We start from the raw sequence: 13,887 nt of genomic DNA, 5'->3' as shown, positions 1-13,887 counted from the left end.
AATCGAACTCCCTTGCAGGCCAGAGGCCTGTGCTGACCAATAGCGGCAACGCCGGATGCGCGCTACACTGCCTGCCAGCAATTTTTCCGAGGTTAGTCATATGGAGCAGGGCTGGCAGCTTTATATGCTGCAAACCGCCGCAGGCATGCTTTACACCGGCATCACAACGGATGTTAACCGGCGTTTACAACAGCATCAGCAGGGGCGTGGAGCACGATCACTGCGCGGCAAAGGCCCGCTGACGCTGGTATTTCACTGTGATGCCGGGGATCGCGCCGCCGCATCACGACTGGAGTATCAGGTTAAACAGTTAAGCCGGGCGCAAAAGTTACAACTGGTAGCGCAACAACCGCTCAACCTGACGAACTGGTTTACGCAAAGCGATTGAAAGGCTCGGCAAAATCGATCTGCCCTTCTGCCCCGACGAACGCATCGTCGGCCAACTTGTACACCTGAAACGCCGCTTCTGAACCGGTCCAGCGGCAATGCAAACCATGACGCGCTGCCGGTTCAAAACCGAAGGCATTGTAGTAAGCCGGGTCACCCAACACCACCACCGCGCTGTAACCAAATTCGTTCAGCGCGTCTAATCCCTCGTACACCAGCTGTTTACCGATACCCTGTTTACGTACCGTCTCGTCCACCGCCAGCGGTGCCAACGCCACCCAGCCGCGATCCTCACCCTGCAAGGTTACCGGGCTGAAGGCGGCGTAACCCAATACCTGGCCTTCATCATCAGTCGCCACCACGCCGAGGGTCAGCAAACCATCTTCACGTAACTGTTGTACCAGTTCCGCTTCGGCGGCGCTGGCAAAACAGCGCTTTAACAGGCTGTCGATGCTGGCTGCATCAACACCAATTTCAGTACGAATTAACATGAGATCCTCGCGCGCGACTCACTGGCCTTCGCGTCCTGTTTCAGTCCTGCCTCAACAAAGGCAGCCAGCTGTTGCAACCCCGTGCGCAACGGCGTGGGCATGGCATCCAGTTCAATGGCATCCATCAGGTTTTTCACCTCCAGTCCCAGCTCCGTGTCGCCTTCAATCACCAGGCGGCGTTGAAAGAACAACATATCGGGGTCTGCTTTGCGTGCTGCCACCAGCAACAGATCGTTAGCTTCACCACGAAACCAGACATCAGCCTCTGTATCGTGTGAAACGGTCAGACGCCCATCCTGCAAGGTCGTCATCCAGCGCAAATTGATGTCGCTGATTTCGATCCCCAGGGAACGTCCTTCCAGAAAGTCTAACTCACCTTCAGCCAAAGCATGGCGAAATTGCCAGTTTAGGAGTTGTTGCAAAACGGCTTTTTTCAGCGCAAAAGGGGTCAATGAAACCGGTAACCCGAGGAATTTTGGGCCTTTTTCAACAATCAGGCCGCGTAAGCGAGTAAACACCATCTGCACTCCCTTTAGAAAATTTTACCTATTCTGCCACATCCGTTTGGCTTCGCATCCACTGAGATCAAGGAATTCGCAGTCTGGTTGTGTGAAAAATCTTCACTCTGCATCACCATTGGCCGTTTCACTGCCTTAAATCAACATTCTGCGGCGAGGGCTTACCTACACTCAACGCCGTCCAGAACCTGGGGGAGGAAAAAGTATGGAACTGCTGTGCCCGGCGGGTAATCTGCCTGCGCTGAAATCGGCGGTGGAGCATGGCGCCGACGCCGTTTATGTCGGCCTGAAAGACGATACCAATGCCCGCCACTTTGCCGGCCTTAATTTTACCGATAAAAAACTGGCCGAAGCCGCGCGCTATCTGCACCAGCATCGGCGCAAACTGCATGTGGCGATTAACACGTTTGCCCATCCCGATGGCATGAATCGCTGGCAGCAAGCGATTGATATCGCTGCCCAGAATGGTGCAGATGCGCTGATCCTCGCGGATATCGCCACGCTGGAATATGCGGCGAAGCACTATCCACAGGTTGAACGCCATCTGTCGGTACAGGCTTCGGCCACCAATCTGGAAGCGATCCGTTTTTATCATCGCCATTTTCAGTTGCACCGCGTGGTGCTGCCGCGCGTACTGTCGCTACATCAGGTGAAACAGCTGGCGCGTGAAACACCCGTCCCGCTGGAGGTGTTCGCTTTTGGCAGCCTGTGCATCATGGCCGAAGGTCGTTGTTATCTCTCCTCATGGCTGACGGGTGAATCGCCCAACAGCGCCGGAGCCTGCTCACCCGCCAAATTCGTGCGCTGGCAGCAGACGCCAAATGGCATGGAGTCACGCCTGAATGAAGTATTGATTGACCGTTACGGCCCCGATGAAAGCGCCGGTTATCCCACCCTGTGTAAGGGGCGCTATGAAGTCGATGACCAGCGTTATCACGTCCTGGAAGAACCGACCAGCCTGAACACCCTGTCGCTGTTGCCGGACTTGCTGCGGGCCGGTGTGGCATCCGTGAAGATCGAAGGACGCCAGCGCAGCCCGGCCTACGTGGCGCAAGTGGCGAAAGTGTGGCGCCAGGCGATTGATCGATGTATCGCCGCACCGGAACAGTTTGCCGTGCAGACCCCGTGGATGCAGGCGTTGGGAGAACTTTCTGAAGGTAGCCAGACCACGCTCGGCGCTTACCATCGCGACTGGCAGTAAGGAGTCAGCATGAAATACGCAATCGGACCGGTGCTGTGGTACTGGCCCAGCGACAAACTGGAAAATTTTTATCAACGTGCCGCGCAATCCAGCGCGGAAATCGTTTATCTGGGGGAAGCGGTATGCAGCAAACGCCGCGCCACGCCGTTCGCGCAATGGATGGAGATGGGCCGGGCGCTGGCGCAGCACGGTAAGCAGGTGGTTATCAGCACGCTGGCGCTGCTGCAATCGCCTTCGGAACTCAAGGAGCTGCGACGCTATGTGGAAAACGGCGAGTTTCTGATTGAAGCCAACGATATTGGCACCGTGAATATGGCGGCTGAACGCCAGTTGCCGTTTGTCGCTGGCCCGACCCTCAACGTCTACAACGCGCAAACGCTTCAGCTGCTGTTGCAGGAAGGAATGACGCGCTGGTGCATGCCGGTCGAGATGTCACGCGACTGGCTGATCCAGCTGTTGCAGCAGTGTGATACGGCAGGCGTACGTGATCGTTTTGAGGTAGAGGTGCTGGGTTACGGCCATCTGCCGCTGGCGTTATCCGCACGCTGCTTTACCGCCCGCTCGGAAAATCGTGCCAAAGATGATTGCCAGACCTGCTGCATTGATTATCCCAATGGCCGACGCGTGCTATCCCAGGAAGGCCAGCAGGTGTTCGTGCTCAACGGTATCCAGACCATGAGCGGTTACTGCTACAACCTTGGCAATGATCTGGCCGGTATGCATAACTGGGTCGATATCGTGCGTTTATCGCCACAGGATGAAAGCACACTGGAAGATGTGGATCGCTTCCGCGCCAACGAAGCCGGTGAAGCGCCCTTAATGGTGGCGCGCGGCAGCGACAGCAACGGTTACTGGCGACGCCTGGCCGGGATGGCGCTGGATACGACAGGCCGCTGAAAGGCACGTTCCGGCTATATTCCTGCGGTTATTAGCAGTTTTAATATGGGTACTGATGCGTAATACTGGATGGCGCAGGTTTGATGAACACCTGCGCCATACTTATTTGGAGTGCCCATGTCTGAGAAAAAAACAGTTCGCCTGTCCGTGCTGGATCTGGCTCCTATTCCACAGGGTTCAACGCCCCGCGATGCGTTCCAGAATTCGCTGGCATTGGCCCGTCAGGCTGAAGCCCTTGGCTTTCATCGCTACTGGTTGGCAGAGCACCACAATATGACCGGCATTGCCAGCGCGGCAACCTCCGTATTGATTGGTTATCTGGCTGCCAACACCGAAACCCTGCGCCTCGGCTCCGGCGGCATTATGCTGCCGAACCATTCACCGTTGGTGATCGCCGAACAGTTTGGCACCCTGGAGGCGCTCTATCCGGGACGTATCGATTTAGGGCTGGGCCGTGCGCCGGGTTCCGACCAGCGTACTATGCTGGCGCTGCGTCGCCATCTGTCGAGCGCACAGGCCGACAGCTTCCCCGATGATGTCGTTGAGCTGCTGAACTGGTTTGATGCTGAGGTGGGTGAATGTCCACCGGTTCAACCGGTGCCCGGCCTGTGCTCTAAAATTCCGGTCTGGCTGCTGGGTTCCAGTCTTTACAGCGCCCAGTTGGCCGCACAGCTTGGCTTGCCATTTGCCTTTGCCTCGCATTTTGCCCCGGATCTGCTGCTCCAGGCATTGCACCTGTACCGTGAGAAGTTCCAGCCATCAGCGCGTCTGGAAAAACCTTACGCAATGGTGTGCGTCAATGTGGTGGCCGCCGATAGCGAACGTAATGCGCGCTTCCTGTTTACCTCAATGCAGCAGCAATTTATCAATCTGCGTCGCGGTAAACCGGGTCCACTCCCGGCACCAGTGGAGAATATGGACAACTTATGGTCGCCGTCAGAGCAGTACGGCGTGCAGCAAGCACTCAGCATGTCGATCGTCGGAGATAGCGATAAAGTTCGCCACGGCCTCGCAGCGCTGGTGCGCGAAACTCAGGCGGATGAAATCATGGTGAATGGCCAGATTTTCGATCCGCAGGCACGCCTTCGCTCCTTCGCTATCGCGATGGAAGCCGCTCGCTCGCTGTAACGGTTATTGCGGTGGGTACGCTTCCTGGCCCACCGCCATCTGACGGATATCCCGTCCCGGAGACTGGCCATAGAATCGGCTGTATTCACGGCTGAACTGTGAAGCGCTTTGATATCCCACCCGATAGCCCGCCGTTCCGGCATCCAGTTTTTCCATCAACATCAGACGCCGCGCTTCATTCAGACGCAGCTGCTTTTGATACTGCATTGGCGTCATGGCAGTGACCGATTTGAAGTGATGGTGCAGTGACGAAATGCTCATGCCTACGTTGCTTGCCAGCTGATCCATCTTTAACGGCTGATGAAAGTTTTCCCGCAACCAACGCGCAGCGCGCGCCACTTTGTTACCCGGACGTTCTGCCAGCGCCATATTCAGAATGCGCGGCCCTTCCGGCCCGGTCAGCAGACGATAAAAAATCTCCTGCTCAATTAACGGTGCCAGCGCCGCGATGTCCTGTGGCTGATCCAGCAGTTCAATCAGGCGAATGACCGCATCCACTAACGGCGGGGCCACTTTATGCACCGTGATGCCACGCTCATTGGTGGTGGCGGCGGCTACCTGATGCAACGGAAAGTGCTCCAGATAACGCATCAGACGTGCCTCATTGATGGTGATGCCCACCCCCAGATTGGGTTTCTCCTCCGTCGCCATCACCACGCAGGATTGCACAGCCATATCCAGCGTCACCAACAACAAATCGCCCGCCCCGTAATGCATCACATCCTCTCCCATGCGCAGCGCTTTCTGTCCCTGTGCGACCAGCGCAAAGCTGGCCCAGGTGGCAACATGCGTCAGGCTGGTGGGTCTGGAACTGCGGCCAAAAGAGAGAAAATCGATAGCACTGTGGTGACGGCCATCAGCCGGGGCGTGGCGGGCTATCATGGCAACCAGTTGCTGCCACTGTTCCTGATGAATCATGCGTTGGGCGCTCCGCGATGAAAGATCGTCAAGTCGCTATTCTAACCTGGCGTGGTTGTTACGCCTGCTCCCTGGGATGGAGATTTGCAGGATCGTGCAAAAAGCTTGCAGGATTGCGCTACCGGTAGATTGTATGGACAGCGCATTCTTATGCTTCCCCGAAACCTCAGGTGGAGAGACACAATGAAAGCACTTGAAGGCAAAATTGCGCTGGTGACGGGCGCTTCGAAAGGCATTGGTGCCGCCATTGCCATGACTTTCGCGGCGGCCGGCGCCCGGGTGGTAGTGAATTATCGTCAGGATGAAGTCGGCGCAGCTGACGTGGTGACGGATATCCGTGCTCTGGGTAGCGATGCCATCGCCGTGCAGGCTGATGTCTCGCGTGAAGCTGATGTTGCACGGCTCTTTGCTACCGCCATTGATCAATTCGGCGCACCGGACATCGTGGTGAACAACGCAGGCATTTTTCATCATGGTGATTTCACCGCGCTGAGTGTCGTTGAGATGCAGCAACAGCTGAATGTAAACCTGTTCGGCACGCTTCTGGTTTGCCAGCGAGCAGCACAGCATTTTCCGTCACGCGGTGGTTGCATCATCAACCTGAGTGCGTTGAATAGCCAGCGCAGCACGCCCGGTTCAGTGCTGTGGGCCGCCACCAAAGGCGCGATCGATACCCTGACACAGGGTCTGGCACGAGAACTTGGGCCGCGTAATATCCGCGTCAATGCCCTGGCCCCAGGCATTATCCTGACCGAAGGTTTACTGGCGGCGAAGAAGATGCACCCGGAACTGAAAGCACAGTTAATTGCAGCAACACCGCTGGGACGCTTTGGCTTACCGGAGGATGTGGCGCAGGTCGCGCTGTTCCTCGCATCGGAGGAGTCTGCCTATGTCAGCGGCGAACGGGTGCTGATTGCTGGCGGCGTGTAGGAAATAGGAAAAAAAATGGGACGCCGAGGCGTCCCATTTTGTTATTCAGCGTTTATCGCTTAGATATCACGACGACGCGGTGCTGCTGCACCCGCTTCTTCGCGACGAGGGCCACGGTTACCTTCACGGCTGAAACGGCCACCTTCACGACCACCTTCACGACGTTCAGAGAAACGACGACCGCCTTCACGACCTTCACCACGCGGTGCGCCACCTTCACGGTTACCACCGCGACGCTCACCACCGAAGTCACGACCACCGCCACGACGTTCGCTGCGCTCACCGCGCTCAAACGGCTGTGCGTCGCCCAGCAACTGCATATTCATCGGTTTGTTCAGAATACGCGTGCGGGTGAAGTGTTGCAGAACTTCGCCCGGCATGCCTTTCGGCAGCTCGATAGTAGAGTGAGAAGCAAACAGCTTGATGTTACCGATGTAACGGCTGCTGATGTCACCTTCGTTAGCGATCGCGCCCACGATATGACGAACTTCAACACCATCATCACGGCCCACTTCAATGCGGTACAGCTGCATTTCGCCCACATCACGACGCTCACGACGCGGACGGTCGCCATCACGGCTGTCACGCGGACCACGAGAATCGCGAGAGTCACGGGAATCACGACGATCATCACGATCACGGAATTCACGACGCGGCGGACGCGGTGCATCAGCAGGTACGATCAAAGGACGTTCGCCCTGAGCCATTTTCAGCAGTGCCGCAGCCAGGGTTTCGATATCCAGATCTTCTTCCGGCTGCATTTTGCTCAGCAGGGCACGGTACATTTCCAGATCGCTGCTTTCCAGCTGCTGCTGAACTTTCGCCGCGAATTTAGCCAGACGACGCTCACCCAGCAACTCAGCATTCGGCAGTTCAACTTCCGGAATGGTCAGCTTCATGGTGCGTTCGATGTTACGCAGCAGACGACGTTCGCGGTTCTCAACGAACAGCAGCGCACGACCTGCACGGCCTGCACGACCGGTACGGCCAATACGGTGAACGTAAGATTCTGCGTCCATCGGGATGTCATAGTTAACAACCAGGCTAATACGCTCAACGTCCAGACCACGGGCAGCAACGTCGGTTGCGATCAGGATGTCGAGACGACCATCTTTCAGACGCTCCAGCGTTTGCTCACGCAGTGCCTGGTTCATGTCGCCGTTCAGTGCTGCGCTGTTGTAACCACTGCGCTCCAGCGCTTCAGCCACTTCCAGCGTTGCGTTTTTGGTACGCACGAAGATGATCGCAGCATCGAAGTCTTCTGCTTCGAGGAAACGCACCAGCGCGTCAGTTTTACGGCCATAAGCGGTCCAGTAAGACTGAGAGATGTCCGGGCGGGTAGTCACGCTGGACTGGATGCGCACTTCCTGCGGATCTTTCATGAAACGCTTGGTGATACGACGAATCGCTTCCGGCATGGTGGCAGAGAACAGAGCGGTCTGATGACCTTCCGGGATCTGCGCCATGATGGTTTCAACGTCTTCAATAAAGCCCATACGCAGCATTTCGTCAGCTTCGTCCAGTACCAGACCACGCAGGTTGGACAGATCAAGCGTACCGCGTTTCAGGTGGTCAAGCAGACGACCCGGGGTGCCCACGACAATTTGCGGGCCCTGACGCAGTGCACGCAGCTGTACGTCATAACGCTGGCCGCCGTACAGGGCCAACACGTTTACGCCACGCATGTGTTTGGAGAATTCAGTTGCTGCTTCAGCAACCTGCACCGCCAGCTCACGGGTCGGTGCCAGCACCAGAATCTGCGGTGCTTTCAAATTTGGATCAATGTTATTCAACAGCGGCAGAGAGAATGCTGCAGTTTTGCCACTACCGGTCTGTGCCATACCCAGCACGTCACGGCCAGCCAGCAGGTGCGGAATGCACTCAGCCTGGATCGGTGACGGCTTGACGTATCCCATGTCGTTAAGAGCAGACAGGATGGATTCGTTCAGGCCCAGATCAGCAAAAGTGGTTTGAATATCAGTCATGTAGTACACGTGCCTCTTAGATTGCGGCGGCCAGTCTACATAACTCGTCATGAAAATTTTCAGTCATTTTCATCGAAAAGTGTGAACCGGCTCAAATTAGAAGTTTCGACGAACAGAAAAGCCCTCATCCCGGAAGATGATGACTTAACGGGTAATTCAGGCAATAAAAGTTCGTCAGCTATTGCTGGTCAGATTCTGATAAATCGTCTTGTGCCTGGCCGAGTTGCGCCAGTTCCAACAATGCGTATCGGTGTTCAACAAAGTTGTTAACGTTGTTGGCCACCGCCAGTTTGAACAACGCTTTCGCGTCGTCCTTCTCCCCCAGACTTAGGTAGTACTTACCTAAATAGAAGTTGGTTTCACTGAGATGTTCAGCGAGCGAGGTGTTATCCGTTGCGTCCGCCTTGAGACGTTCCATCAATGTTTTTTCACTGATGTCGCCCAGGTAGAACTCGACAATATTCCATCCCCATTGATCCCGGACCGCTTTGTCGTAACGCTGTTTCAGCGAAACTTTTGCTTTGTCGACATCCATCTCGCGTTCAACGAGGTAGAGCCACAGGCTGCGGAATGGATCATTAGGATCGTCTTGATAAAACGCCAGCAGATCATCTTGCGCTAACTTGTATCGACCGCCGTAATAGAGGGCGATACCACGGTTTAAATGCGCATAGTTGTAAGTTGGATCAAGCTCAAGTACAGAATCAAACGCTTCATAGGCAGCATCAAAATTGCCTGCCTGCGTTAAATATATGCCGAGATAGTTAAACACCTCAGGCATATCCGGTCTGATAGACAGCGCTTGCGAGAAATCGTTCCGCGCTAATGCTCTCAGACCTAAGCTATCATACAACACTCCACGCTCATATAATAGCTGTGCGCGTTCATCATCGGTCAGGGCGCGACTGGCAAGAATTTGTTCCATTCGCGCCAAAATCACTTCCTGCTGCAGTGTGGGCTGCAAAGGTACTGCCAGAACTTCGTTCTTACGCCAATTGGAGTTGCTGCATCCTGCCAGCGTCAAAGCTGTCGCAACAAAACACCAGCGCAAAAAAGGCTTCATTTCCCACTCCCGAATACAAACATTGGGATAACCATCCTGTCATCCGCCTGCTGTGCACAAGGATTCCCGCCCTCGCGATGATACAAACACCTCTCCCCACCAAACGGCAGGGAGAGGCTAATCAGGAAACGCTTACTCGGCGTCAGGTGCATCGGTCGCAGCGGTAGTCTCGACCGCCTGCGGTTTCTGCTCTGTCGCTTCTTTGATGCTCAGACGTACACGGCCCTGACGGTCCACTTCCAGTACTTTAACCGGAACTTCCTGGCCCATCTGCAGATAGTCGGTCACCTTCTCAACGCGCTTGTCAGCGATTTGAGAGATGTGTACCAAACCTTCTTTGCCGCCGCCAATCGCAACAAAGGCACCGAAATCAACGATACGGGTCACTTTACCACTGTAAATGCGGCCCACTTCGATTTCTGCGGTGATCTCTTCGATACGACGAATAGCTTCTTTCGCTTTCAGGCCATCGGTCGCGGCGATCTTCACGGTGCCATCATCTTCGATTTCGATGGTGGTGCCGGTTTCTTCAGTCAGCGCACGAATGACAGAACCGCCTTTACCGATGACATCTTTGATCTTGTCTGCATTGATCTTGATGGTGTAAATACGCGGTGCGAACTCAGAAATCTCCTGACGCGGCGTGCTGATTGCCTGCTCCATCACGCTCAGAATGTGCAGACGCGCACCCTTAGCCTGGTTCAAAGCAACCTGCATGATCTCGCGGGTGATCCCTTCGATTTTGATATCCATCTGCAGCGCGGTCACACCTTCACGGCTACCGGCCACTTTGAAGTCCATGTCGCCGAGGTGATCTTCGTCACCCAGGATGTCAGACAGAACCACAAATTTTTCGTCTTCTTTTACCAGGCCCATCGCGATACCGGCTACGGCAGCTTTGATCGGCACACCAGCATCCATCAGCGCCAGAGAAGCGCCACACACGGAAGCCATAGAAGAAGAACCGTTTGATTCGGTGATTTCAGATACCACACGTACGGTGTACGGGAAATCTTCCTGCTTCGGCATCACCGCCAGCACGCCGCGTTTCGCCAGACGACCGTGACCAATTTCACGACGCTTTGGTGAACCGACCATACCGGTCTCACCCACCGAGTACGGAGGGAAGTTGTAGTGGAACAGGAAGCTGTCGGTACGTTCGCCCATCAGCTCGTCCAGGCTCTGCGCATCACGCGCAGTACCCAGGGTAGCAGTAACCAGCGCCTGAGTTTCACCACGGGTGAACAGCGAAGAACCGTGGGTACGCGGCAGCACGCCAGTGCGCACGTCCAGACCACGAATCATGTCTTTTTCACGGCCATCGATACGCGGTTCGCCGTTCAGAATACGGGTACGTACCACGTTCTTTTCCAGGCTGTGCACGATGTCACCGATTTCAGCGTCATCCAGCGTTTCGTCTTCAGCCAGCAGCGCTGCAATGGTTTCGTCTTTGATAACACCAACCTGAGCGTAACGTTCCTGCTTATCAGTGATGCGGTAAGCATCGCTGATGCGTGCTTCAGCCAGTGCAGCAACGCGTGAAATCAGCGCATCGTTAGCAGGCTCTGGCTGCCAGTCCCAACGCGGTTTACCGGCTTCAGCCACCAGCGCGTTGATGTTTTCGATGACAACCTGCTGCTGGTCGTGGCCGAATACCACCGCACCCAGCATCTGATCTTCAGTCAGGATATCAGCTTCAGATTCCACCATCAGCACGGCGTTCTGTGTACCGGCAACCACCAGATCCAGACGAGATTGTTTGATTTCGTCAGCCGTCGGGTTCAGTACGTATTGATCGTTGATGTAACCAACGCGCGCAGCACCGATCGGGCCGTTGAACGGAATACCAGACAGCGACAGCGCAGCAGAAGCACCGATCATCGCAACGATATCCGGGTTAACCTGTGGGTTAACAGAAACAACGGTAGCGATAACCTGAACTTCGTTAACAAAACCTTCCGGGAACAGCGGGCGAACCGGGCGGTCAATCAGACGCGCGATCAGGGTTTCACCTTCGCTCGGACGGCCTTCACGACGGAAGAAGCTACCCGGGATACGGCCAGCAGCGTAAGTACGCTCCTGATAGTTGACGGTCAACGGGAAGAAGTCCTGACCTGGTTTAGCTTTTTTCTGGCCAACAACGGTTACGAAAACCGCGGTGTCGTCCATGCTTACCATCACAGCAGCGGTGGCCTGGCGTGCCATCATGCCAGTTTCCAGCGTGACGGTATGCTGACCATATTGGAATTTGCGTACGATCGGGTTCAGCAAAATTAAAGTCCTTAACGTCGGGGCAGACCCATCTCAGGCCCGCCGGGGATTACCGATCTTCAGCTGCATCCTCGCGACTAATGACAACCTTTAACCGCCCTTGCGGTAAAGCCTCTCATTAGCCGCGCGAACCTCTGCAAGCGAAGATCACTCTCAGCAACAATACATGAGTTTGGACCGGATTGCTGCCGATTGCTCGAAAAAAGGGGCCATAAAGGCCCCCTTTTCGCGAAACTCGCACAAATCTGATCATCAGATGCGTTTTTTTGCATACTGTCTGCGCTACACCCTTGATCAGATTCTTCAGACTTAGCGACGCAGACCCAGGTTTTCGATCAGGCTGGTGTAGCGTGCAACGTCTTTACGCTTCAGGTAGTCCAGCAGCTTACGACGCTGGGATACCATGCGCAGCAGACCGCGACGGCTGTGGTGGTCTTTTTTGTGCTCAGAGAAGTGACCCTGCAGGTGGTTAATCTGAGCAGTCAGCAGAGCAACCTGAACTTCAGTTGAACCGCTGTCGTTAGCACCACGACCGTATTTGGCAACGATCTCTGCTTTAGCTTCTACGCTTAGAGACATAATAAACTCCAGTTATTAATGAATGTATGGGTGCCGATCTCTAATTCAGCAGCCCGCTTTTAAAGCCGCGCTATTCTACTCTTCGCCCAGCGGCAACGCAAATACCCCGTTGGGCGAACCGCATTATTGCGGAAATTCTACCACCAGACGGCGTGGCGCAACACGCAGTCGCTCGTCAATCTCTGCCATACCGATAAATTTACGCGCTTCGCCTTCCGTGACTCGCACCAGGCCCGCCGCAGGTACCCCTTCGGCCTGCACCGGCTGGCCCAGCTTAAAGAAAGCGGCAACGGCATCGGGCAGATTCACTTCCGGAAAATCCGCAGCCGGGCTATCCATCGGTAACAAGAGCGGATCGAGCAGTTCAGCAGGCGCGATTTCTGCCGCTGTGGCTTGTTCCAACAACGCTTGCAACTGCTCAAGCGTGACCATTTTCTCTGCCGGATAGCGGGAAACCTGCAAACGACGCAGCATGATCACATGGGCACCACAACCGAGTTTCTCGCCGAGGTCGTCGATGATGGTCCGAATATAGGTACCTTTAGAGCAGTGGATTTCCAGCTCCAGCTCATCCCCTTCCCAGCGAATAAACAGCAGTTCATACACGGTGATGGGACGGGCATCACGCTCAACGGTAATCCCCTGGCGTGCATACTCATACAACGGACGCCCCTGATGCTTCAACGCCGAAAACATGGTCGGCACCTGCTGGGTATCGCCACGAAAACTTTCCAGTGCCGCATCCAGCTCAGCCTGAGTAAAGCTGACCGGACGGGTTTCGACCACATTGCCGTCGGCATCAGAGGTATCGGTACGCTCACCCAGGCGAGCAATCACCCGGTAACGCTTATCCGAATCCAGCAGATACTGCGAAAACTTGGTGGCCTCACCGAGACAGATGGGCAGCATGCCGGTTGCCAGCGGATCCAGCGCACCGGTGTGGCCCGCTTTGTTCGCATTAAAGATGCGTTTTACTTTTTGCAGCACGTCGTTAGAGGACGCACCCTGATGCTTATCCAGCAGCAATACACCATGCACATCGCGACCGCGACGACGAGGACGACTCATCAATCCTCCTTGTCGTCGTCCGTTGCATGATCGCCACGGCGTTCAGCATCATTTTTGACAACGTTGGTGACCAGGTTTGACATGCGCATACCTTCGATCAACGAGTTGTCATAGAAGAAGGTCAGCTCGGGCACAATGCGCAGACGCATCGCTTTACCGACTAAAGTACGGATATAACCTGAAGCCTCTTTGAGTGCCTTCAGACCGTTTTTCACCGCTTCTTCGTCTTTATCATTCAAAAAAGTGACAAACACTTTGGCATAAGCCAGATCGCGTGACACTTCAACGCCAGAAACCGTCACCATCATACCAAGGCGCGGATCTTTAATTTCGCGTTGCAGGATGATTGCGATCTCTTTCTGCAATTCCTGTGAAACGCGCTGTGGGCGGCCAAATTCTTTCGCCATTATGCTTTCTCCCAAATAATTCGGGAGGCCAGCGGCCTCCCAAA

At 55.1% G+C, this 13,887-nt stretch carries 15 protein-coding genes; 5 read left to right on the top strand and 10 right to left on the bottom strand.

Annotated features, from left to right (window positions below; genetic code table 11):
* Positions 1-100: 100 nt before the first annotated feature.
* Complete coding sequence (locus tag AC6I8T_RS02795; RefSeq protein WP_013507715.1) at positions 101-388, top strand: GIY-YIG nuclease family protein; 288 nt, start codon at positions 101-103, stop codon at positions 386-388.
* Here AC6I8T_RS02795 and AC6I8T_RS02790 read toward each other — a convergent pair.
* On the bottom strand, positions 372-878 hold the full coding sequence (locus tag AC6I8T_RS02790) for a GNAT family N-acetyltransferase (protein ID WP_013507714.1): 507 nt from the start codon (positions 876-878) through the stop codon (positions 372-374). The two genes, AC6I8T_RS02795 and AC6I8T_RS02790, sit on opposite strands and share 17 nt — an antisense overlap.
* A complete protein-coding gene (gene ubiT, locus AC6I8T_RS02785; protein ID WP_021185753.1) occupies positions 872-1,399 on the bottom strand; it encodes a ubiquinone anaerobic biosynthesis accessory factor UbiT in 528 nt (175 codons plus the stop codon). Before ubiT ends, AC6I8T_RS02790 begins: the two co-directional genes overlap by 7 nt.
* A 202-nt stretch (positions 1,400-1,601) precedes the next feature.
* On the opposite strand from ubiT, the gene ubiU reads away from it, so the two are divergent.
* From ubiU to AC6I8T_RS02770, 3 genes are all read left to right on the top strand, one after another.
* A complete protein-coding gene (gene ubiU / locus AC6I8T_RS02780; RefSeq protein ID WP_021185752.1) occupies positions 1,602-2,597 on the top strand; it encodes a ubiquinone anaerobic biosynthesis protein UbiU in 996 nt (331 codons plus the stop codon).
* A gap of 9 nt (positions 2,598-2,606) precedes the next feature.
* Positions 2,607-3,494 (top strand): U32 family peptidase, encoded by an 888-nt coding sequence (locus tag AC6I8T_RS02775; RefSeq protein ID WP_497833481.1) that lies wholly within the window; start codon positions 2,607-2,609, stop codon positions 3,492-3,494.
* Between the two features lie 117 nt (positions 3,495-3,611).
* Positions 3,612-4,622 (top strand): luciferase-like monooxygenase, encoded by a 1,011-nt coding sequence (locus tag AC6I8T_RS02770; RefSeq protein WP_208724706.1) that lies wholly within the window; start codon positions 3,612-3,614, stop codon positions 4,620-4,622.
* 3 nt (positions 4,623-4,625) lie between these two features.
* Here AC6I8T_RS02770 and AC6I8T_RS02765 read toward each other — a convergent pair whose 3' ends face one another.
* On the bottom strand, positions 4,626-5,540 hold the full coding sequence (locus AC6I8T_RS02765; protein ID WP_021185749.1) for an AraC family transcriptional regulator: 915 nt from the start codon (positions 5,538-5,540) through the stop codon (positions 4,626-4,628).
* Positions 5,541-5,723: 183 nt separating this feature from the next.
* On the opposite strand from AC6I8T_RS02765, the gene AC6I8T_RS02760 reads away from it, so the two are divergent.
* Positions 5,724-6,470: an SDR family NAD(P)-dependent oxidoreductase gene (locus tag AC6I8T_RS02760; protein WP_208724705.1), complete on the top strand. Its 747-nt coding sequence runs from the start codon at positions 5,724-5,726 to the stop codon at positions 6,468-6,470.
* Between the two features lie 59 nt (positions 6,471-6,529).
* Here the strand turns inward: AC6I8T_RS02760 and AC6I8T_RS02755 are convergent, their stop codons facing one another.
* The 7 genes from AC6I8T_RS02755 to rbfA all read right to left on the bottom strand — a co-directional run bounded on the left by AC6I8T_RS02755 (position 6,530) and on the right by rbfA (position 13,843).
* Positions 6,530-8,455: a DEAD/DEAH family ATP-dependent RNA helicase gene (locus AC6I8T_RS02755; RefSeq protein WP_021185747.1), complete on the bottom strand. Its 1,926-nt coding sequence runs from the start codon at positions 8,453-8,455 to the stop codon at positions 6,530-6,532.
* A 16-nt stretch (positions 8,456-8,471) separates the two neighbouring features.
* Positions 8,472-8,528, bottom strand: a complete 57-nt coding sequence (gene yrbN / locus AC6I8T_RS02750; RefSeq protein ID WP_100229640.1) for a protein YrbN — start codon at positions 8,526-8,528, stop codon at positions 8,472-8,474.
* Between the two features lie 105 nt (positions 8,529-8,633).
* On the bottom strand, positions 8,634-9,518 hold the full coding sequence (gene nlpI / locus AC6I8T_RS02745) for a lipoprotein NlpI (protein ID WP_021185746.1): 885 nt from the start codon (positions 9,516-9,518) through the stop codon (positions 8,634-8,636).
* 132 nt (positions 9,519-9,650) lie between these two features.
* Positions 9,651-11,789, bottom strand: a complete 2,139-nt coding sequence (gene pnp, locus AC6I8T_RS02740) for a polyribonucleotide nucleotidyltransferase (protein ID WP_021185745.1) — start codon at positions 11,787-11,789, stop codon at positions 9,651-9,653.
* Positions 11,790-12,098: 309 nt separating this feature from the next.
* On the bottom strand, positions 12,099-12,368 hold the full coding sequence (gene rpsO, locus AC6I8T_RS02735; RefSeq protein ID WP_013507704.1) for a 30S ribosomal protein S15: 270 nt from the start codon (positions 12,366-12,368) through the stop codon (positions 12,099-12,101).
* 123 nt (positions 12,369-12,491) lie between these two features.
* On the bottom strand, positions 12,492-13,436 hold the full coding sequence (gene truB / locus AC6I8T_RS02730) for a tRNA pseudouridine(55) synthase TruB (RefSeq protein ID WP_208724703.1): 945 nt from the start codon (positions 13,434-13,436) through the stop codon (positions 12,492-12,494).
* On the bottom strand, positions 13,436-13,843 hold the full coding sequence (gene rbfA / locus AC6I8T_RS02725; RefSeq protein WP_013507702.1) for a 30S ribosome-binding factor RbfA: 408 nt from the start codon (positions 13,841-13,843) through the stop codon (positions 13,436-13,438). Before rbfA ends, truB begins: the two co-directional genes overlap by 1 nt.
* Between the last annotated feature and the right edge of the window lie 44 nt (positions 13,844-13,887).

Source organism: Pantoea sp. X-Soil-OKNW-556 (genome assembly GCF_059730695.1).
Note: the sequence above shows the minus strand (reverse complement) of the source record. Positions and strands in the feature narration are given on the sequence as shown.